Raw genomic sequence first — 20,702 nt, 5'->3', positions numbered from 1 at the left:
TCGTTGAAGTGAATAGATGTTATTTTTCTGTGGAAACGTTGTCGTTTTAAAATGAAAATTATCGTTAAATTATGTGAGTTTTCGGTGAAGTTACTGTATAAGGCATGCAAATTTCGGTATAATGAGCTTATTATGAACATAAAAGAGGACAAATTATGCGATTTGAAATAGTTGTCAGTTTATTTGCAACCATGATCATTTCGGCGATTTTAACACCATTTGTCCGAAGAATTGCTTTTAAAATTGGAGCGGTTGATAAGCCGAACGCTCGGCGGGTTAATAAAGTGCCGATGCCGACGATGGGCGGGTTAGCAATCTTCTTGGCATTTAATTTCTCACTTTTTTTCTTACTAAGAAATCAAATTCCTAACCCGCAATTTTACGGAATCTTCTTCGGCGAATGTATAATTATGTTAACCGGAATTATTGATGATATTTTTGAATTAAAACCTTCGCAGAAAATGATTGGAATCTTGCTCGCGGCTTTAGCGGTGTATTGGTTTGCGGAAGTGCAAATGACGACCTTGACTTTACCGTTTATTGGGATTGTCCATTTGGGATGGTTTTCGTTACCAATTACCCTAATTTGGATTGCCGCGATTACTAACGCGATTAACCTATTGGACGGTCTAGACGGGTTGGCTACCGGGGTCACCATCATTGCGCTATTTACGACCGGGTTTACCGGATTGTTCTTTTTACCATCCACTAATATTTACATTGTAATTATGATTTTTACGTTAGTGGCTGCAGAAGTGGGCTTTTTGCCATATAATTTCTTCCCGGCCCGCATTTATTTGGGGGATACCGGGGCGTTATTTATTGGATTTATGATTGCGGTCTTTTCGCTTTCAGGATTGAAAAACGCCACCTTCATTTCCGTCTTAATCCCGGTAATGATTTTAGGAGTGCCGTTAACCGACACAATTTACGCCATTTTGAGACGACTGCTAAATAAACAATCAATTGCGCACGCTGATAAGCGCCATTTGCACCACCGTTTGATGCAAATGGGATTGACGCATCGACAAACCGTGTTGGTAATTTATGGTATTTCAATGATTTTTTCCTTTATCGCGTTGCTCTACCCGCTTTCTACATTGTGGGGCTCGGTATTGTTAACAATCGGAATTTTAGTGGGAATTGAGTTGTTTGTGGAAGCAATCGGGCTAGTAGGGGAAAATCGGACCCCGATGCTGAGCTGGATTAAACGATTAGTTCGGACCACTACTTCTAAAACTGCTAGCAATGAATTTAAAGAAGAAGATACTTTAAAAGATCGGGTGCGTTCGCGTAGTGAACGTCACCAACAAAAAAAGCATCACGACTGATGTAGTAATCCCTAAAAGTTAGATTTTGGAGATACTATGTAAGGCGTGATGCTTTTTTGTTAAATAATTACTGAGGTTGGTACGGAACTTGAACGCGTTGTTGTCCGCCATCTTTAAAGCTAACGTTGCCACTAAAAAGTCCGGTTAGTTCTGCCTTTAAATCGGCCACTTGGTCTTGGTCGACGGCTACGGTGGTGATTACCTGAGTGGTATACTCGTGATTCACCTGGGTAATTTGGTGTTGTTCGAGGTAGTAGGTTAACTGATCGTTATTTTGGTAATCAATGGTGATTGCTAGCAATTCTTGGTCTACCGATTCCATTAGGGTAGCAGATTGCACAGCAAGAGAAGTACTCGATCCGTAAGCCCGGATCAACCCGCCGGCGCCTAATTTGATGCCGCCGAAGTACCGGGTGACCACTACCAAAACGTTTGTTAGATTTTCACGTTTTAAAACTTCAAGGATGGGCGCGCCCGCCGTGCCAGAAGGTTCACCATCGTCCGAAGCTCGTTGAATATCTTGGTGGTCTCCAAGCACGTAAGCAAAACAATTATGGGTAGCTTTAGCTTCGATTTCACGGATATCTTGCAGTTTAGTTTGGGCTTCTTCTTCGGTTTGTACCGGAATAATCCGGCTAATGAAACGGGATTTCTTAATGTCTTGTTCAGTGGTAACCGGTTCTTTGACGGATAAAATTAATTTCAAGAAAAGGTCTCCTTTTTAAGTATCTTATAGTATGGAAGCAAAGGTTAAAGAAAAATATTACGGCCGGCTAGTACCGGTTAATCAGGCGGAAGCTACTGATCCAACGGTTAATTATTTTCCAGCCGTTATCGTAAAAAAACGGCGGATCCAATGTCAGCGCTGCGGAGCGACTACCAAATTAAAGGAGGGCAGCTTACCCAACCAGCAGTATTATTGTCGACACTGTATAAATCTCGGTCGAATGTCCACATTGGTTAAGTTAGGAAACTTGCCTGAACCGAATCACTTTCCTGTGGGCCGTTCATATTTAAAATGGCAAGGGCAGCTAACCCCGGACCAACAGCGTTGCGCCAACGAAATTATTTCGTCAATTAAACAGCAAACGGACCGGCTATTGTGGGCCGTTACGGGGGCGGGAAAAACCGAAATGCTTTTTCCGGGAATTAACTTTGCGTTAAAAAAAGCGCTCCGGGTTGCAATTGCCTCTCCACGTATCGATGTAGTTTTAGAACTGCACCCCCGGATTCAAGCGGCGTTTCCGGAAATTGCGATCGCATTATTACACGGGCGCACTTCCACTCCCTATACGTATACACAGTTAGTTTTATGCACTACGCACCAGCTACTTCGATTTTACCACGCCTTTGACGTTTTAATCATTGACGAAGTGGATTCGTTTCCCTTTGCAATGAATCCAGCATTACACTACGCGGCGCACCAAGCGCGTAAGGAGTGCGGTACGACCATTTACTTGACGGCCACGCCAGACGGTCAATTGTTAAAGGATAGTCGGTCCCACCGGTTGCCTACTAGCTATTTAACCCGCCGGTTTCACGGGCACCCGCTACCAGAAATTAAAATGGTTAGTGGGTGCAATTGGCAAAAATTAATTCACCGCCGGCGGCTTCCGGAACGACTGCGCCAATTTCTAATGGCTCAAGCAAAGACACAGCGGCAATTTTTAGTCTTTGTTCCGCGAATTGACCAGTTGTCTTCAGTTTTGCAGGCCATTCAAAAACAATTCCCGGAGCTTGATTTAGCAACGGTGTACGCAGAAGACCCGGAACGGATTGAGAAGGTTTCAGCAATGCGGGAAGGTCAGCTTACCGGTTTAATTACGACCACCATTTTGGAACGCGGGGTTACCTTTCCGGGAATTGATGTAGCAGTTTTAGGTGCGGATGATGAAATCTTTTCCATGGCTGCCCTCGTACAAATTGCTGGAAGGGTCGGGCGCAGTCCTAAACGACCAACCGGAACCGTCTTATTTATCGGCCAAATGTTAACCCGCCGGATTAAAAGGGCCCAACGCCAGATTAAATTTATGAACCAGCAGGCCTTTAAGCAATGAACCGCTGTTTATTATGCAGTCGAATGCTGAATAGACGAGTTGACCTATCCTTTATCCTTAGCTTTCAACGGGCGCAACCGCAGTTGCTTTGTCACAACTGTCGAAACCAGTTAGTTAATTTGCAGGAGCGTAAAGTTTGTGTAAGCTGCGGACGACTAGCTAACCAGTTACAATGCTCAGATTGCCAAAAATGGAATGACCAATTTAACAATCAAGCACTTTTTCAATACAACGCGTTCATGAAGGAATTTTTTCAGCGTTATAAATTTCAGGGAGACTACTGGTTGCGTAAAGCTTTTTGCAACGATTTTATCAATTTTATTCAAAGTTTAGTTAAAGAAGATGAACATTTAGTACCAATTCCGGTCGATCAAGGTACAATAAAGGTACGGGGATTTAATCAGGTGGCGGGGTTAATAGAAGGTTTGGAATTTGAGCCCGTTTTAATTAGCCAACGCTCTGAACAAGCCCGCCATCAGTTTCAACGTAGCCGTCGGGAACGGTTGCAACGTGAAAATCCTTTCCGGGTTGTTGAACCCAATAAAGTCGCCGGAGCCAAATGGGTAATTATTGATGATATTTACACCACTGGGGTAACCGTTCGCCAAGCCGGACGGGAGCTTAGTAAGCATGGTGCGCGTCAAGTTCGTTCAATTACGCTTTGCCGATAGTTTTTGAGTGTATTAATTGTTTATTATAGCGTTTTCATTTATAATATAAGTGTACAGAAATACATGAAGTAAAACTTATATTTCTGCACGTGGACGCACTTTGTTCACAGTTGAAAGGAGAGAGTCTTATGCTTGATTTTAATGTACGTGGTGAAAATATTGAAGTAACAGAATCAATTCGAGATTACGTTGAAAAAAGAATTGGTAAAATCGAAAAGTACTTTGATCAAGGTGCTAACCCAAAGGCACACGTAAATTTGAAGGTATACCAAGATCGGACAGCTAAAGTAGAAGTTACCATACCATTACCATACTTGGTATTACGAGCAGAAGAGACATCGCCTGATTTGTACGCAAGCGTGGATTTAGTAACGGACAAATTAGAACGACAAATTCGTAAATACAAAACTAAAATTAATCGTAAATCACGGGAAACGGGTTATAAGGGAGTTGAAATCCCACAAGAAGACGCACGTGAAGACGAAGAAGAGGCCAGTGAATTTGATATTGTGCGGACTAAGCAAGTATCCTTGAAGCCGATGGGGGCTGAAGAAGCAATCTTGCAGATGGACATGTTAGGCCATAACTTCTTTATTTACGAAGACGCTGATACAGGATCGGTTGATATTGTTTATCGGCGTCACGACGGTCGCTATGGTTTAATTGAATCCGCTAACGAATAATTGTGAATGTTAAAAATAAGGATTGCTTAATAGACCACACATGGTTTGTTAAGCTTTTTTTGATGAACTTTGATAATATAGAAAAAAATGATAAACTTAGACAAGTTTATCGTGGACACGATTTAGAAGAGTACGGAAGGAATTATACATGGCAAACATTTTAAAAAAATGGGTTGAAAGTGATGCCCGTGAAATCAAACGGCTAGGAAAAAAAGCCGACAAAATTGATGCCCTTAAGGATGAAATGGCACAATTAAGTGACGAAGAATTAAAGGCAAAAACGCCAGAATTTAAGGAACGTTTAAAAAATGGGGAAACCCTCGATGATATTTTAATTGAAGCCTTCGCGGTTGCCCGGGAAGGTGCCAAACGCGTGTTGGGACTATTCCCTTTTCGGGTGCAATTAATTGGTGGAATGGTTCTTCATGGCGGAAATATTGCCGAAATGAAAACTGGTGAAGGAAAGACTTTGACCGCTACACTACCAGTGTACCTTAACGCCCTAGGCGGCGAAGGGGTTCACGTAGTTACCGTTAACGAATACTTAGCGGAACGGGACTCTACTGAAATGGGTGAGTTATACAAGTGGCTTGGTTTGACGGTTGGGGTTAACACGGCAGAAATGTCCCCTGACGAAAAACGGGAAGCCTACAATTGTGACATTACCTACTCCACCAATAGTGAAATCGGGTTCGATTATTTGCGGGATAACATGGTTGTGTACAAGGAAGATATGGTACAACGACCATTGAACTTCGCGTTAATTGATGAGGTTGACTCGGTATTAATTGATGAAGCCCGGACTCCGTTGATTATTTCTGGACAAACTGAACCCTCGGTTACCTTATACCAACGTGCGGACCGCTTCGTGAAGACTCTTACCGATGGCGATTACACGATTGATTGGGAATCTAAGTCAATTTCATTGACCGAAAACGGAATTCGACGTGGTGAAAAGTATTTCAACACGGATAATTTATACGATGTAGAAAACAGCGCCTTGAATCACCACATTGACCAAGCACTTCGGGCCAACTACATCATGACCAAGGATAAGGACTACGTGGTCTCTGATGATGGTGAAGTACTAATTGTTGATTCGTTTACCGGACGGGTCATGGAAGGCCGGCGTTTTTCTGACGGTCTTCACCAAGCAATTGAAGCTAAGGAACACGTTGAAATTCAAGATGGTTCCAAGACCATGGCTAACATTACCTACCAAAACTTGTTCCGGATGTATAAGAAATTATCCGGGATGACCGGGACGGCGCAAACGGAGGCGGAAGAATTCCGCGAAATTTATAACATGGAAGTGGTTAGTGTACCAACTAACCGGCCAGTAGTCCGGGACGACCGCCCTGATTTACTATACCCAACTTTGGAAAGTAAGTTTAAAGCGGTAGTTAAGGAAATTAAAAAGTTGCATACTAAGGGACAACCGGTGCTGGTTGGTACCGTGGCGGTTGAAACTTCCGAATACCTATCCCGGTTATTAGACCGTGAACGGATTCCGCACGTAGTTTTGAACGCGAAAAACCACGCTCGCGAAGCTGAAATTGTTGCTAACGCGGGCCAAAAGGGTGCCGTAACCATCGCGACTAACATGGCTGGACGGGGAACCGATATTAAATTGGGACCTGGTGTAGTCGAACTCGGCGGGTTAGCCGTAATCGGTACCGAGCGTCACGAATCTCGGCGGATTGACAACCAGTTGCGGGGACGTTCTGGACGGCAAGGTGACGTCGGGATGTCGCAATTCTACCTTTCACTAGAAGACGACTTGATGATTCGCTTTGGTTCTGAACGAATTAAGGACTTGCTTTCCCGGATGAAGGTAGCGGATGAAGACGCGGTAATCCAAAGCCGTTTGATTAGCCGCCAAGTGGAATCTGCCCAAAAACGGGTTGAAGGTAACAACTACGACGCGCGGAAGAACGTCTTACAATACGATGACGTAATGCGGGCGCAACGGGAAGTTATCTACGCGGAACGGCAACAAGTAATTATGGAAGAACACAGTCTAAAAGATGTGCTAATGCCGATGGTTTACCGGACGATTGACCGGGTGGTAGACGCGCATACGGCCAAGACGAAGAAGAGTTACGACCTAGATACGATTGTGGAATTTGCCCGGACCACCTTGGTAAACGAAAATGATATTAACATTGAGGACTTAGAAGGCAAGTCGGCTAACGAAATCAAGGATTACTTGAAGCAGCTAGCAGACCAGATGTACAAGCAAAAGGAAGATGCGTTGTACGCGCCTGAACAAATTCTCGAATTTGAAAAAGTAGTTATCTTACGAGTGGTTGACCAACACTGGACCGACCACATTGACGCGATGGATCAATTACGTCAATCAGTTGGACTACGGGGTTATGGTCAATTAAACCCACTAGTTGAATACCAACAAGAAGGCTACCGGATGTTCAACGAAATGGTTACGGACATTGAGTACGAAACTACCCGACTCTTCATGAAGTCGGAAATTCGACAAAACCTTGAACGTTAGTAGCTTTATAATATAAACTGGGGAGGCGGCAAAGCTGACCCAGTTTTTTTAGTTAAAAGAAAAAAGGAGTAGATGAAATGGAGCTAACGGACGCAAAACATCAAATTGAAGATATGCAAAAAGAGGTCGCTGACTTCGGGAGGTCTCTTTGACTTAGATGCGTTGAACGAAAGCATCAGTGTTAACGAGGCAAAGATGGCGGAACCTGATTTCTGGAATGATCAGGAAAAAGCCCAAAAAATAATTAACGAAACTAACGTATTAAAAGCTAAATACGACAATTATAAAAATTTAACTGACCATGTGGAAAACTTAGAGGTCACCCTAGAACTATTGGAAATGGAAGCGGACCCCGACGTGCAGGCGGAGTTTGAAGACGAACTTTCCCAAACGGCCAAACTGTTGCGTGACTACCGGTTAGGGCTGTTGCTGAATGGCAAGTACGATGCCAATAATGCCATTTTGGAAATTCATCCGGGAGCTGGCGGAACCGAATCCCAAGACTGGGGCTCGATGTTACTGCGGATGTATACCCGCTGGGCGGAACAGCACCAATTCAAGGTCCAAATTGAAGATTACCAAGCCGGCGAAGTTGCCGGAATTAGTAGTGTTACAATACGGGTGATGGGCCATAACGCCTACGGCTACCTACGTTCGGAAAAAGGGGTTCACCGCCTCGTGCGGTTATCGCCTTTCGATTCAGCCGGGCGGCGGCACACCTCGTTTGCTTCGGTAGACGTAATGCCAGAATTAGACGACTCGGTAGAAGTTAACATTAACCCAGACGATTTACGGGTGGACGTTTACCGCTCTAGCGGGGCCGGCGGGCAGCATATTAACAAAACTTCTTCGGCTGTTCGGATTACTCATTTGCCAACCGGAATCGTGGTCGCTAGCCAAGCGGAACGGTCCCAATTGCAAAACCGGGTTACCGCGATGAATATGTTAAAGGCCAAGTTGTTCGAGTTAGAAGAGCAGAAAAAGGCCGAAGAAAAGGCTAAGTTAGAGGGAACCCAGCTAGAAATCGGTTGGGGATCCCAAATTCGCTCTTATGTTTTTCATCCGTATTCAATGGTCAAGGATCACCGGACCAATTTAGAAACTGCGAATGTGCAAGGTGTGATGGACGGCGATCTGGATGACTTTATTAACGCTTATTTACAATGGAAGTTGCAGAAACGTAATCCTAAATAGGAGATTTTTTCATGGCAATGACAATTTTAGTGGTCGATGATGAACCGGCAATCGTTACACTCTTAACGTACAATTTAAAACAGGCTAATTATCAAGTGATTAGCGTAGACAACGGGGTTGATGCTGTTAAAGAAGTGCAACGCGGGAAGGTCGATTTTGTGATTATGGACTTGATGCTGCCCCAGTTGGACGGGGTCGAAGCTACGAAACAAATCCGTAAGTTCAATGAACAAATTCCGATTATTATGTTGACGGCTAAATCTAGCGAAGTGGATAAGATTTTAGGACTAGAATTAGGGGCGGACGACTACTTAACCAAACCGTTTAGCCCACAGGAATTAATTTCCCGGATTAAGGCTATTTTGCGGCGGACTAACCGGGTGGTCGACTTAAAGGAAATTGTCCCTGAATTACCTGCTACCGGAATTACGATTGATTTTAAGCGGCTGACGGTACAAAAAAATGGGCAACCGGTGGCTTTAACACCCAATGAATTTCGGTTGTTGAAGTTTTTGTTTCAAAATAGTAACCAAGTTTTATCACGGGATCAAATCCTCGAACAGGTTTGGGGATACGAGTATGGCGGGCAGACGCGCATTGTGGATATGCACATCAGCCATTTACGCGACAAGCTGGAAGATGATCCAAAACATCCACGGTTGATTAAAACTATTAGGGGGTTCGGTTATGAGTTCTTCACAAAAGAAGGGCATTAGAAAAACCATTCAGTTTGGGCTAGCAAGTTTGATTGGGAACGCGTTTATGGCCTTTCTGGTTTATAAATTAATTGTTAAGGAAAACCCGCGGGTCACCCGGGTCGACATGACCTTAATGATTGCGGTAATTTTATTGATTACCGTGATTGAAGTGATTGTTTTTTGGAGTAATCAAAAGAACATCATTGAGCGGCAACACCAGTTCCGAATTAACCTGGAAGAGACCATTAAAGGGAATAAGGTTCCTAAAATTTACCTGGATCCAGACGACCCCTTTTATAAATTATCTAAGGCCGTTAATGAAATTAGTAAACACGAGCGTCACCAAATTCACGAGTTGACCAACCAACAAAATGAATTAAAAGCGATTATGGATAACTTACCGGTGGGAGTATTAGTAATCAATCGACACCGGGAGTTACAGGTGGCGAATACTTACGCCATTAACCGGTTAGGAATCACGGCGCTCGATATTCCGCACCCTTACACGTTAGACGTGCGAAATCAGGAGCTCAGAAACTTAGTTGACCAAGTTTTCCAAAGTCGCCAAAGCGTCACTAAAACACTCGAACTGGAAGACGGCGGGCAATCTTATATTTTTGAAACTAACGTAGTTTACAGTCCCAAAGTGCACCACAAGTTTGAAATTATCGTGTTGCTTTACGACGTAACTGAAAGCGTACGGTCGAAACGAATTGAACAGGATTTTGTTAACAACGCCTCTCATGAGTTGCGGACCCCCATCACTTCAATTGCTGGATTTGCGGAAACGTTGTTGGAGGGCGCCAAAGACGATCCCGAAACGCTGGATAACTTTTTAAATATTATTAAGTCGGAAAGTGACAAATTAGTGCGCCTGGCGGATGATATTTTGACCATGTCCCAGGTTAAAAATGAACCAAAGACCTGGAAGAAAGTTAACTTGTACGCTTACGTGGAACAGCAATTTCACATGTTACAAAACAATTTACAAGAAATGCAGTTGACGGTGGAAAATAAAATTCCGGAAACGGCCATGGAAACCGTGGTAGAAAACGACCTTTTCCAAATCACTAAGAATTTGATTACTAACGCGATTAGTTACAATCGCCATGGTGGAAAGATTAAGGTCGAATACGCTTCGCACCACGATAGTTGGGAATTGTCAGTTAGTGATACCGGAATCGGAATTCCGTTAGATCAGTCTGAACGAGTTTTCGAGCGCTTTTACCGGGTTAACAATGCGGTGAAGGGCGGAACCGGCCTGGGGTTAGCCATTGTTAAGGAAGCCGTCGTGGATATGGGCGGTAGCGTTCGGATTGAATCGGACGATGACGATAGTGGAACCACCGTCGTAGTTCGGTTTAAGCGCCGGGTTTAAAATAATAATTTACACAATTAAGGTGTCGGAAAATTCCGACGCCTTTTTTTGTTGACTTTGACGATGTAAAAGTAAGTTTTTGCTCATGGGGATGTGGATAACTTAGCTAATCTTGGCGTTAGTTTCGACATCTTTACATAATCTTTACATTACCCATATGGAACCTTTACCTAGCTTTCATAAGCTAAATATGTAAGTAAGGAACAGGAAAAACGGGAGGTTCGCTAATGAATAAATGGCTTAAGTTGCTGCTTAGTTGCGGATTAATTTTGGGAATTGGGTTACTTGCGGGTTGCCAGAATAAAGACGCCACCCAAAAAGTAACCATCGTCGGTTCGACTGCGTTGCAGCCCTTGGTGGAAAAAGCGGCGGCAGATTATCAGGTAACTCACCCGCAAGCACAGATCACCGTGCAGGGTGGCGGATCGGGTACCGGACTTGGTCAAGTTCAACAAGGAGCGGTACAAATCGGAAACTCTGATGTATATGCTGGGCAACAAGATGGGATTCGAGCTAGTCAATTAAAGGATCACCAAGTGGCGGTAGTCGGCATTGCACCCGTGGTCAATAAAGACGTGGGAATTAAGAATTTGTCCATGACCGAGTTACAAAAAATTTTCACGGGAAAAATCACCAATTGGAAACAGGTGGGCGGCCCGGATGAAAAAATTGTGATAATCAATCGGGCCCAAGGCAGCGGAATCCGGAAAACGTTTGAACAAACGGTTTTACCGCATGGTGGCGCAGTAAATGCTCAGGAACAGGATGCTAACGGAACGGTGCAAAAGGTGGTGCAGGCAACTCCCGGGGCAATCAGTTATCTGTCCTTTTCATATTTCAATAAGCAGTTACAGCCAATCGCGATCGACGGAGTACAACCCACCGCGGAAAACGTGCAAACTAACCGGTGGAAAATTTGGTCGTATGAGCACATGTACACCCAGCTGAAAACTAACTCAGCAACCCGAGACTTCCTTAAGTACATGACGTCCCAGACGGTACAAAAAAATTTAGTGAGTGATTTAGGATACATTTCCATTCATGATATGCAAGTGAAACGGACCATGGACGGAAAAGTGATTCCGATCAGGGGGGAGCAAAATGATTGATGAAATTCAAAAGGAATTAACCCAAAAGTCACAAGCCGCGCGGCAAGATCAATTGGGCAAATTAATCGCCCGGATTTGTGTGGGAGTAATTATGCTAGTAGTTCTAGCAATCTTATTCATGATCACTTCCAAAGGCTTAGCAACTTTTTCAGAAAACAAAATCAGTGTAGGCGATTTTTTCACCAAAACAATCTGGAATCCGACTGCTAAACCGACCCCGTTAGTGGGTGCATTACCGATGATTGTCGGTTCTTTTGCAGTAACCCTGGGCTCGGCACTTTTGGCAGCGCCTTTGGCAATGGCAACGGCCATCTTCATGGTGGAAATTGCAAACAAACGACGTCGGGGCCTTCTTCAAGCGGTAATTGAGTTACTAGTGGGAATCCCATCGGTAGTTTACGGGTTCGTCGGCTTAACGGTGGTGGTCCCCGCTCTCCGTAGTATTTTCGGTGGAACCGGTTTTGGAATCTTAGCTGGCGCCCTGGTGTTATTGGTAATGATTTTGCCAACCGTAACCGCAATGTACGTGGATAGTTTACAAGCAGTTCCCCGTCACTATCGGGAAGCTTCCTTAGCGTTAGGGGCAACCCGTTGGCAGACAATTTCTAAAGTAGTGGTGCGTGCTTCCTTACCCGGGTTGTTAACGGCGATTATTTTTGGGATGGCCCGCGCCTTTGGCGAAGCACTCGCGGTACAAATGGTAATCGGAAACGCAGCGGTTTTGCCAAAAGATGTTTTGACTCCGGCGGCTACGTTGACCAGTGTTTTAACGACTGGAATCGGGAATACAGTGTTGGACACTTTACCAAACAACGCCCTGTGGTCCTTAGCTCTGGTACTGTTGATAATGTCACTATTTTTCAACCTATTAATTCGGATGATTGGCAAAAAGGGGGCGTTTAAATGAAGGCGAAACGAATTGACCGGATTGCAACCGGGGTAATTTACGCAATGGTGGGATTGGTCGTTTTAATCCTAATTGGGTTGCTAGGTTTTATCTTAGCGACCGGATTACCACACGTATCGTGGCGATTTCTGACATCTTCGGCGGCCGCCTTTAGTGCAGGAGGCGGCATTGGGGATCAATTGTTTAACTCATTTTATTTATTGGTGCTAACCCTGATACTATCCTTACCGATTGCGTTAGGAGCAGCAATTTATTTAAACGAGTATGCGCCCCAAAATAAAATTACCGAAATTATGCGAATCATGATTGAAGTGTTGAGTTCGTTGCCTTCGGTAGTGGTCGGGTTGTTTGGCTTCTTACTTTTCGTGGTGCAGTTTCAACTAGGATTTTCCATTCTTTCAGGTGCAATTGCCCTAACGCTATTCAATTTACCACTGTTAACCCGTAGCATTGAAAATGCCTTGGCAGGGGTGCCTGATTTACAACGAGAAGCAGGTTTAGCGTTGGGGATTTCCCGGTGGCACACGATTACCAAGGTAATTCTACCAGCTGCCTTACCCGGGATTTTAACCGGAGTAATTCTGAGTGCGGGACGGGTGTTCGGGGAAGCCGCTGCACTAATTTTTACCGCGGGACAAAGCGCACCAAGTTTAAATTACGCCGATTGGAACCCGCTTAGCAGCACTAGTCCACTGAATATTTTCCGGCCGGCGGAAACCCTTGCCGTCCACATTTGGAAGATTAACACGGAGGGAATCATGCCCGATGCTAGCCAGGTATCTGCAGGAGCTTCTGCAGTTTTGATTATCGTAATTTTAATATTTAATTTCAGCGCTCGGCGCTTAGGTAACTGGGTATACCGGCGAATTACTGCGAGCCGATAGGGGGATGAATGCAATGCAAACCAACGTTAATGAAAGTTCAATCCTAAGGTTTCCAACTAACCGTGAAATTGCACTGGAAACTCACGATTTACAGGTATTCTATGGGGAAAAGCAAGCCCTTTTTGATGCCTCGCTACAGTTCCCCCGGTATTCAATTACAGCGTTAATTGGTGCCTCGGGATCGGGAAAGTCGACCTACTTACGCAGCTTGAACCGGATGAACGATGGCATTGCGCGAGTAACCGGTAGCATTACGTACCGGGGGTTAGATATTAATACGAATAACGTTGATATTTACCAAATGCGGCGCCGGATCGGGATGGTTTTTCAACGTCCCAACCCGTTTGCTAAGTCAATCGAACGTAACATCACCTTTCCATTACGCGAGCATGGGATAAGGGATTCCGCGCAACTAGCTGAAGTGACCGAGACGAGTTTACGACAAGCTGCCCTGTGGGATGAAGTGCATGACCGCTTAAATGCAAGTGCCTTAGCACTCTCGGGCGGACAACAACAGCGCTTGTGCATTGCCCGGGCGTTGGCGATGAATCCCGACATTCTACTGTTAGATGAGCCGGCCAGCGCGCTAGATCCGGTGTCGACCGCTAAGATTGAAACCACGCTGCGAGAATTAAAAAAGCGGTATACGATCATCATCGTTACGCATAGCATGGAGCAGGCGTCACGATTAAGCGATTATACGGCGTTCATGCATTTAGGGAAGATTGTAGAATTTGATACAACCAAGAATATTTTTACCAATCCCCGTGAAAAATTGACGGAAGACTATATTTCAGGAAACTTTGGTTAAAGGAGAAGGGTAATGAGTAATAACGTGGTAACTGCAGAAGACGTGCGCTTATCTTATGGGAAAACGGAGGCTTTACACGGAATTAACCTTAACTTGCCAAAAAACCAAATTACGGCGTTAATTGGTCCGTCGGGAAGTGGCAAATCAACCTTTTTACGTTGTTTGAACCGGATGAACGATTTAATTCCAGAAGTGCGGGTGACCGGAACGATTCGGGTTGCGGGGCAGGACATTTACGATGCTCAAACTGACGAAGCGGATTTAAGACGGCGGGTCGGTATGGTTTTCCAACAACCCAACCCCTTTCCATTTTCGGTTTATGACAACGTCACCTACGGGCTCCGCCTTGCGGGAATCACTGACCCCCAAGTTTTAGCGGAACGGGTGGAGACGAGTCTGAAACAGGCCGCGGTTTGGCAAGAAACTAAAGATCATTTAAAAAGCAACGCCCTTTCTTTTTCGGGCGGGCAGCAGCAGCGGATCTGCATTGCCCGGGTGTTAGCGGTTCAACCGGAAATTATTCTTTTAGATGAACCAACTAGTGCGCTAGACCCGATTTCGGCGGGGAAGGTGGAAGAAAGTTTGGTGGCTTTGAAAGAAAATTACACATTAGCGGTAGTGACCCACAATATGCAACAGGCCTCTCGAATTTCGGATCAGACGGCGTTCTTTTTAAACGGGCAGTTAGTGGAAGCGGGGCCAACTGCTAAACTATTTTTAAATCCGGATCAGACGGCAACGAGTGATTACTTGAACGGTAAATTTGGTTAAGGGGGAATTGGTATGCAAGGAATTTTTAAGGAAGAGCTTAAGCGGCTATTAGAACAGTTCACGGAAATGGGACTGGACGTGGGGGAACAAATTTATCAGGCAACCAAATCTTTTATTGACCACGATCGTGAGCTAGCTCAGTCCGTGATTGAACACGATGAAAAAGTCAATGTTGCCGAAGTGCGGTTAGAAGATCAGGCAATTAATTTGATGGCGCTGCAACAACCAGTGGCTAATGATTTTCGACAGGTGATCGTAGTTTTAAAGGCGAGTTCGGAACTGGAACGAATCGGCGACCACGCGGTGGGGATTGCCAAGGAAACGATCCGAATTAAGGGGCATCAGCGGGATGCAATAATTGAAGCAGAAATTGCTGAAATGACCCATTTGATTCGGGGGATGCTTGACGCAACGATTGACGCCTACGTTAAGGATGACGGCCGGCTTGCAAAAGAAATTATCGATGCGAACCACCAAATCGAAACCAGTTTTAAAAAAATTCGGCAAAGCATTGCCAGTAAAATGAAACACGACGCCAAAGTGGTGACTGGAGGGACCGGATATTTAATGGTTGCTAGCTATTTGGAACGGATTGGCGACCACGTAATTAACGTGGTGGAGTGGATCATGTACAACCAGACTGGAAAGATTACGGAGTTATCCGGGGACAATTAAAAATAAACGGGTGGAGGCTGGGAAAAAAGTAAAAAATGCTTTTCAAGGATAAAAAGGTCCTTAAAAAGTTGTTTTGATGTTTTGACTTCAATAGAGCCAAAACGTGTGCTAAAAGCTAGTTTGTTCCGCTTAACCAAAAATTGACCATGATGCCTGGATTTGGCATCATGGTCAATTTTTGGTTAATGCTCACAAACTACCCGACTTTTGTCCCACTCTCGCTTTTTTATTTTTATCATGGAAAATAACATAAGATGTGCTGCCTTTTAGGGGATTAATTTAAAATTTTGGTAATACCCGTACTTTTTATGGGGATAAAGTTTGCTAATCGAAAGTGAAAAGCTGTAAAATTACAGATAATTAAAAAGCTTAGAGGTGAAATGTTTGAAATCAGGTTTCAAATCAAAGTTTACAAAGTCTAACGACCGTTTTGTTGCTGGAGTATGCGGTGGCATTGCGGAGCATTTTGGCTGGGATAAGTCCCTTACCCGAATCATTGCGTTAGTACTAATTTTACTATCACACGGGTTGTTGTTGATTCCATACTTTATTTTAGCTTGGTACATGCCAAGTCAAAATACAGGATTCTTTCAGCAGTTTGCCAACTGGACTGGCTTTTCGGGAAAAACTCCCGGACAAAAGCAATCACGGCAAAGAAAAGAAATTAAGGACGCCGAAGTACACGACGTCGATGAATAAAAGATTAGGAGAATGCAAATGCGCTTTTGGCAACGAGTATTAGTGAATGGAATTTTATTTGTCGCTTTAACGGGATTTTTCCAAAATAGCGGAAATTTCTACGTTTCTAACATTTGGATTGCGTTAGCGGCAAGCCTCGTCTTGGCGATTTTAAATGCTAGCGTGCGGCCAGTTTTACAAATTATTTCGCTACCAATCACGTTATTGACCTTAGGATTTTTCAGCATCGTGATTAACGCGTTAATGCTGACGTTCACGTCGGCGCTGGTTGGTCCCGCTAACTTCTATTTTTCGTCATTCGGGATGACGATGTTGATCTCGGTGATTTTGTCGATTTGTAACATGATTATTTCGAATCATTTTTCCAATCGTTATTAAAGGAGGCCCATCGTAATGGCCGATAGTGTTTCAATTACAGAATTAGTTAAAAAAATTAGGCTCGACGTATTTTATGGGGAAGACCTGTTAGATAAAAAGCAGGTTACGGTTAGTGACATTTCCCGGCCGGGATTAGAATTAACCAATTACTTTAAATTTTACCCCCGCGAGCGAATTCAGTTGTTTGGCCAAACCGAAATTTCGTACGCAAAGGATAGCATGACGAGCGCGGATCGCACGGTTGTCTACAGCCAAATGGCAGATAAGCAAACGCCCGCCTTCGTAATTTCACGGGGACTTCCGGTGCCTAAGGAGTTAATTAAGGCGGCAAAGGATAACGGAGTGCCGATTTTAACGTCGACCCTTCCGACTTCCCGGTTGTTAAGTAACATGACTAACTACCTAGAAGACCGTTTAGCTGAACGAGATTCGGTTCACGGTGAACTTGTGGAAATTTACGGACTAGGGGTACTGATCACCGGTGATTCCGGAATCGGGAAGAGTGAAACTGCTCTAGACCTTATTAAACGCGGGCACCGGCTGATTGCGGATGACCGGGTCGATATTTACCAACAAGATGAACAGACCTTAATTGGGGAAGCTCCCCAAATTCTCCGGCATTTGTTAGAGATCCGGGGAGTCGGAATTATCGACGTGATGAATTTATTCGGGGCTAGTTCGGTTAAGAACAGTACCGATATTAACCTAATCGTCCACTTACAAAATTGGGATAAAGAAACCCATTTTGATCGGCTCGGGAATGGTGAACAAACCCGGCATTTCTTTGATTTAGACATCCCCAAAATTACGATTCCGGTTCGTGTTGGACGGAACCTCGGGGACATCATCGAAGCCGCCGCAATGAACTTTAGGGCTAAAAATATGGGTTACGACGCTACGAAGGTTTTCGACCAAAACCTTAACGCGTTGATTAAAGATAACTCACAAGCATAGGAAGTGGATTTAGTGAATTTAAGTATCGGAGCTTTAAATCCGATTGCATTTTCGTGGGGGAGCCTCCAGGTGCACTGGTACGGAATTATCATTGCCTCTGCCGTGGTCCTGGCAACCATTCTAGCGGTTCGGGAAGCGCGACGCCGGCGCGTGGATCCCGACCGCATCTATGATTTGATTTTATGGTCGCTACCGGTGGCCATTATTAGTGCTCGCGCCTACTACGTGATTTTTGAATGGGGTTACTACCAAAACCACCTTTCCGAAATCATTCGGGTTTGGGACGGTGGAATTGCGATTTACGGTGCGTTGATTGGTGCGGGAATCGTGGTTTACCTATTTTGTCGATACTACTGGATTCCGGTTTGGTTGATGTTGGATATCATTGCTCCGGTGCTGATCATGGCTCAAGGAATTGGCCGGTGGGGTAACTTTATGAATCAGGAAGCCTTTGGGCGGGTGACCAGCCTAGCTTTTCTGCAAAGTTTGCACCTGCCGCCCTTTATTATTCAGCAGATGTGGATCAACGGCGCGTTTCGCCAACCAACCTTCCTGTATGAATCCGTATGGGACATTTTAGGCTTTATTGTGTTAATGAGTTTACGTCACGTACCGAAACTTTTTAAACAAGGTGAAATCTTTTTGAGCTACGTGATTTGGTATTCTTTCGGACGGTTCTTCGTGGAAGGAATGCGAACGGATAGCCTTATGTTATTGGGGATTCGGGTCTCCCAATGGTTGTCGGTAGTGTTATTTATGGGCGCGATTGGCCTGTTGATTTGGCGCCGAACGCGGGTCCAAAATCCGGTTCCCGACTACCTGGATGGAAACCAGTTCGCACCAAAAGACCTTGAGTAAAGTACCTTTATATATGATAATGAGAGGGTACATATTTTTAAATAATTATATTTTATAGATTGTAAGGGGATTAATAATGGCAAAAAAAGTTGCAGTGTTAGGAGCCGGTTCATGGGGCAGTATTTTAGCAAACATGTTGGTTCAAAATGGCAATGATGTAGTTGCTTGGACAAACATGGAGGCGCAAGCTCAAGAGCTTAACGACCAACACACTAACGAGCATTACGTGCCAGGTTTCAAATATGATGAACGTTTAGTAGCAACGACGGATCTAGAATTTGCGTTGAAAGACGTTGATGCGGTGTTATTCGTTGTTCCTACTAAGGTAATGCGCTTAGTTGCTCAACAAATGGTTGCCGTTTTAGAAAAAACAAAGCAACAACCAGTGATTATTCATGCAAGTAAGGGACTTGAGTTAGGAACGCACAAACGTCTTTCTGAAGTATTGGAAGAAGAAATTCCAAGCCAGTACCGAAAGGCGATCGTGGTCTTGTCTGGCCCAAGTCATGCTGAAGAAGTTGCTAAACAAGACTTGACGTTGGTAACGGCGGCAAGCACTGATTTAGCAAGTGCTGAAATGGTCCAAAAATTATTTATGAACCACTATTTCCGCGTTTACACCAATGACGACATCATCGGCGTAGAGATGGGGGCGGCGTTGAAGAACGTCATTGCGATTGGCGCGGGTGCTTTACACGGCCTTGGATACGGGGACGATGCTAAAGCAGCCCTCATTACCCGGGGATTAGCTGAAATATCTCGTTTAGGGGTTGCCTTTGGCGCTAAACCGCTAACCTTTATTGGTTTATCCGGGGTTGGTGATTTGATTGTTACGGCTACGAGTGTTCATTCTCGAAACTGGCGGGCTGGTAACGAACTTGGCCAAGGAATGCAGCTGCAAGAAGTTATCGATACGATGGGGATGGTCATCGAAGGGATTCCTTCTACCAAGGCAGCTTACGAATTAGCCCAACAAAAACATATCGAGATGCCAATTACTGAAGCCATCTACGATGTGTTGTATAATGATAAAGGTGTTAAAGAAGTCATTGATGACCTTATGCACCGGGATGGAAAATCAGAATTAGAGTAAATATTTGGAGGTTTGAGTTTTTATGACAAAAGTACGTAAAGCAATCATACCAGCAGCGGGATTAGGAACCCGATTCTTACCAGTAACTAAGGCTTCGCCTAAGGAAATGTTACCAATCGTGGACAAGCCTACGATTCAATACATCGTCGAAGAAGCACGGAAGTCTGGAATTGAAGATATTTTGATCATTACCGGAAAAGGTAAGCGGGCAATTGAAGACCATTTTGACGCGGTTCCTGAATTGGAAGCTAACTTAAAGGCAAAGGGCAAGAAGCAAATGTTGAAGATGGTTGAAGAAACCACCGGTCTGAACATGTACTTCAAGCGGCAAAGTCATCCCCGTGGTTTAGGGGACGCGGTTTTAACTGCGAAGACATTCGTTGGTAACGAACCATTTGTCGTTATGTTAGGTGACGATTTGATGGAAGACAAGGTTCCCCTAACTAAGCAACTGGTTGATTCGTTTGAAGATACTGGTGCTTCTACATTAGCTGTTTTACCGGTTCCTCACGAAGAAGTTTCGAAGTACGGGGTTATTGATCCATCTGAAGAAGTGGAAAAAGGCTTGTACAACGTTTCTAAGTTTGTGGAAAAACCCGCAGTTGATGAAGCACCAAGTAACTTAGCGATCATTGGTCGTTACGTACTTACTCCAGAAATCTTTAACATTCTCGAAAACCAAAAACCTGGTGAAGGTAACGAAATCCAATTAACCGACGCAATCGATACGTTAAACAAGAAGCAACGGGTGTTTGCGAAAGTATTTAACGGTGACCGTTACGACGTGGGTAACAAATTTGGTTTCTTAAAGACCAACATTGAATATGGTTTGAAGCATCCAGAAACAAAGGATGAACTTAAGGCCTACATCAAGGAATTGGCTAAAACGCTCAAATAAAAATTAACATAGCTATTTAGGGGAGACTCGGACTTTTGGTCCCGGGCTCCCTTATTTATTTTCTAAGTTGCTGGGTAACTTGCTAAGCATTAAAAATGCAATTTTTAAATTAGTGATTATAATACAGAATAATGGACAGTT

General features: G+C 44.3%; 21 protein-coding genes. 20 read left to right on the top strand and 1 reads right to left on the bottom strand.

The features are described from left to right. Window positions 1-155 precede the first annotated feature (155 nt). Window positions 156-1,331: a glycosyltransferase family 4 protein gene (locus I6H64_RS06840; protein WP_002831110.1), complete on the top strand. Its 1,176-nt coding sequence runs from the start codon at window positions 156-158 to the stop codon at window positions 1,329-1,331. Window positions 1,332-1,398: 67 nt separating this feature from the next. On the opposite strand, the gene I6H64_RS06835 is transcribed toward I6H64_RS06840, so the two are convergent. After that, window positions 1,399-2,037 (bottom strand): YigZ family protein, encoded by a 639-nt coding sequence (locus I6H64_RS06835; RefSeq protein ID WP_002831111.1) that lies wholly within the window; start codon window positions 2,035-2,037, stop codon window positions 1,399-1,401. A 31-nt stretch (window positions 2,038-2,068) separates the two neighbouring features. On the opposite strand from I6H64_RS06835, the gene I6H64_RS06830 reads away from it, so the two are divergent. The 19 genes from I6H64_RS06830 (at window position 2,069) to galU (ending at window position 20,561) form a co-directional block, all read left to right on the top strand. Further along, a complete protein-coding gene (locus I6H64_RS06830) occupies window positions 2,069-3,388 on the top strand; it encodes an ATP-dependent helicase ComFA (protein ID WP_008842440.1) in 1,320 nt (439 codons plus the stop codon). A 284-nt stretch (window positions 3,389-3,672) separates the two neighbouring features. After that, window positions 3,673-4,059 (top strand): ComF family protein, encoded by a 387-nt coding sequence (locus tag I6H64_RS06825; protein ID WP_005916130.1) that lies wholly within the window; start codon window positions 3,673-3,675, stop codon window positions 4,057-4,059. Between the two features lie 128 nt (window positions 4,060-4,187). Further along, window positions 4,188-4,742: a ribosome hibernation-promoting factor, HPF/YfiA family gene (gene hpf / locus I6H64_RS06820; RefSeq protein WP_002829951.1), complete on the top strand. Its 555-nt coding sequence runs from the start codon at window positions 4,188-4,190 to the stop codon at window positions 4,740-4,742. 148 nt (window positions 4,743-4,890) lie between these two features. Beyond that, a complete protein-coding gene (secA, locus tag I6H64_RS06815) occupies window positions 4,891-7,254 on the top strand; it encodes a preprotein translocase subunit SecA (protein ID WP_002829950.1) in 2,364 nt (787 codons plus the stop codon). Window positions 7,255-7,331: 77 nt separating this feature from the next. Next, a protein-coding gene (gene prfB / locus I6H64_RS06810; protein ID WP_141782997.1) for a peptide chain release factor 2 occupies window positions 7,332-8,448 on the top strand; the annotation gives its coding sequence in 2 pieces (ribosomal slippage) (window positions 7,332-7,403 and window positions 7,405-8,448; 1,116 coding nt in all). A gap of 11 nt (window positions 8,449-8,459) precedes the next feature. Next, on the top strand, window positions 8,460-9,164 hold the full coding sequence (locus tag I6H64_RS06805; RefSeq protein WP_024862566.1) for a response regulator transcription factor: 705 nt from the start codon (window positions 8,460-8,462) through the stop codon (window positions 9,162-9,164). Beyond that, window positions 9,136-10,524 carry a sensor histidine kinase gene (locus tag I6H64_RS06800; RefSeq protein ID WP_005916145.1) on the top strand — a complete coding sequence of 463 codons (1,389 nt, stop codon included), beginning with the start codon at window positions 9,136-9,138 and terminating at the stop codon, window positions 10,522-10,524. Before I6H64_RS06805 ends, I6H64_RS06800 begins: the two co-directional genes overlap by 29 nt. Before the next feature lie 227 nt (window positions 10,525-10,751). After that, complete coding sequence (locus I6H64_RS06795; protein ID WP_005916149.1) at window positions 10,752-11,633, top strand: phosphate ABC transporter substrate-binding protein PstS family protein; 882 nt, start codon at window positions 10,752-10,754, stop codon at window positions 11,631-11,633. After that, window positions 11,629-12,540, top strand: a complete 912-nt coding sequence (gene pstC, locus I6H64_RS06790; RefSeq protein ID WP_036685534.1) for a phosphate ABC transporter permease subunit PstC — start codon at window positions 11,629-11,631, stop codon at window positions 12,538-12,540. The genes I6H64_RS06795 and pstC overlap by 5 nt, the downstream gene beginning before the upstream one ends. After that, window positions 12,537-13,424, top strand: a complete 888-nt coding sequence (gene pstA / locus I6H64_RS06785) for a phosphate ABC transporter permease PstA (protein ID WP_008841839.1) — start codon at window positions 12,537-12,539, stop codon at window positions 13,422-13,424. Before pstC ends, pstA begins: the two co-directional genes overlap by 4 nt. Window positions 13,425-13,428: 4 nt before the next feature. Then, window positions 13,429-14,235 (top strand): phosphate ABC transporter ATP-binding protein PstB, encoded by an 807-nt coding sequence (pstB, locus tag I6H64_RS06780; protein ID WP_008841838.1) that lies wholly within the window; start codon window positions 13,429-13,431, stop codon window positions 14,233-14,235. 12 nt (window positions 14,236-14,247) lie between these two features. Then, entirely contained in the window at window positions 14,248-15,006 is a 759-nt protein-coding gene (pstB, locus tag I6H64_RS06775) for a phosphate ABC transporter ATP-binding protein PstB (RefSeq protein WP_008841837.1), read from the top strand. Between the two features lie 12 nt (window positions 15,007-15,018). Next, window positions 15,019-15,681, top strand: coding sequence for a phosphate signaling complex protein PhoU (gene phoU / locus I6H64_RS06770; protein ID WP_008841836.1), 663 nt, complete (start codon window positions 15,019-15,021; stop codon window positions 15,679-15,681). A gap of 375 nt (window positions 15,682-16,056) precedes the next feature. Continuing rightward, window positions 16,057-16,380, top strand: coding sequence for a PspC domain-containing protein (locus tag I6H64_RS06765; protein WP_224429104.1), 324 nt, complete (start codon window positions 16,057-16,059; stop codon window positions 16,378-16,380). Between the two features lie 18 nt (window positions 16,381-16,398). After that, on the top strand, window positions 16,399-16,758 hold the full coding sequence (locus tag I6H64_RS06760; RefSeq protein WP_002829937.1) for a phage holin family protein: 360 nt from the start codon (window positions 16,399-16,401) through the stop codon (window positions 16,756-16,758). A gap of 15 nt (window positions 16,759-16,773) precedes the next feature. Then, a complete protein-coding gene (gene hprK / locus I6H64_RS06755; protein ID WP_002829936.1) occupies window positions 16,774-17,712 on the top strand; it encodes an HPr(Ser) kinase/phosphatase in 939 nt (312 codons plus the stop codon). Between the two features lie 12 nt (window positions 17,713-17,724). Beyond that, window positions 17,725-18,570, top strand: a complete 846-nt coding sequence (gene lgt, locus I6H64_RS06750; protein ID WP_036685528.1) for a prolipoprotein diacylglyceryl transferase — start codon at window positions 17,725-17,727, stop codon at window positions 18,568-18,570. A gap of 76 nt (window positions 18,571-18,646) precedes the next feature. Next, a complete protein-coding gene (locus tag I6H64_RS06745; RefSeq protein WP_004166684.1) occupies window positions 18,647-19,663 on the top strand; it encodes an NAD(P)H-dependent glycerol-3-phosphate dehydrogenase in 1,017 nt (338 codons plus the stop codon). A gap of 22 nt (window positions 19,664-19,685) precedes the next feature. Further along, entirely contained in the window at window positions 19,686-20,561 is an 876-nt protein-coding gene (gene galU / locus I6H64_RS06740; RefSeq protein ID WP_002829932.1) for a UTP--glucose-1-phosphate uridylyltransferase GalU, read from the top strand. Window positions 20,562-20,702: the final 141 nt, after the last annotated feature.

This window comes from Pediococcus acidilactici, from assembly GCF_016127815.1.
Classification (GTDB): domain Bacteria; phylum Bacillota; class Bacilli; order Lactobacillales; family Lactobacillaceae; genus Pediococcus; species Pediococcus acidilactici.
This window is presented reverse-complemented; position numbering and strand designations above follow the sequence as displayed.

Excerpts from the sequence above, each read along its gene's own strand:
- I6H64_RS06800 (WP_005916145.1), top strand. The coding sequence starts at position 9,136 with ATGAGTTCTTCACAAAAGAAGGGCATTAGAAAAACCATTCAGTTTGGG.
- phoU (WP_008841836.1), top strand. The coding sequence starts at position 15,019 with ATGCAAGGAATTTTTAAGGAAGAGCTTAAGCGGCTATTAGAACAGTTC.
- I6H64_RS06760 (WP_002829937.1), top strand. The coding sequence starts at position 16,399 with ATGCGCTTTTGGCAACGAGTATTAGTGAATGGAATTTTATTTGTCGCT.
- secA (WP_002829950.1), top strand. The coding sequence starts at position 4,891 with ATGGCAAACATTTTAAAAAAATGGGTTGAAAGTGATGCCCGTGAAATC.
- I6H64_RS06805 (WP_024862566.1), top strand. The coding sequence starts at position 8,460 with ATGGCAATGACAATTTTAGTGGTCGATGATGAACCGGCAATCGTTACA.
- hpf (WP_002829951.1), top strand. The coding sequence starts at position 4,188 with ATGCTTGATTTTAATGTACGTGGTGAAAATATTGAAGTAACAGAATCA.
- pstB (WP_008841838.1), top strand. The coding sequence starts at position 13,429 with ATGAATGCAATGCAAACCAACGTTAATGAAAGTTCAATCCTAAGGTTT.
- I6H64_RS06840 (WP_002831110.1), top strand. The coding sequence starts at position 156 with ATGCGATTTGAAATAGTTGTCAGTTTATTTGCAACCATGATCATTTCG.
- hprK (WP_002829936.1), top strand. The coding sequence starts at position 16,774 with ATGGCCGATAGTGTTTCAATTACAGAATTAGTTAAAAAAATTAGGCTC.
- I6H64_RS06745 (WP_004166684.1), top strand. The coding sequence starts at position 18,647 with ATGGCAAAAAAAGTTGCAGTGTTAGGAGCCGGTTCATGGGGCAGTATT.
- pstA (WP_008841839.1), top strand. The coding sequence starts at position 12,537 with ATGAAGGCGAAACGAATTGACCGGATTGCAACCGGGGTAATTTACGCA.
- I6H64_RS06830 (WP_008842440.1), top strand. The coding sequence starts at position 2,069 with ATGGAAGCAAAGGTTAAAGAAAAATATTACGGCCGGCTAGTACCGGTT.
- I6H64_RS06795 (WP_005916149.1), top strand. The coding sequence starts at position 10,752 with ATGAATAAATGGCTTAAGTTGCTGCTTAGTTGCGGATTAATTTTGGGA.
- pstB (WP_008841837.1), top strand. The coding sequence starts at position 14,248 with ATGAGTAATAACGTGGTAACTGCAGAAGACGTGCGCTTATCTTATGGG.
- galU (WP_002829932.1), top strand. The coding sequence starts at position 19,686 with ATGACAAAAGTACGTAAAGCAATCATACCAGCAGCGGGATTAGGAACC.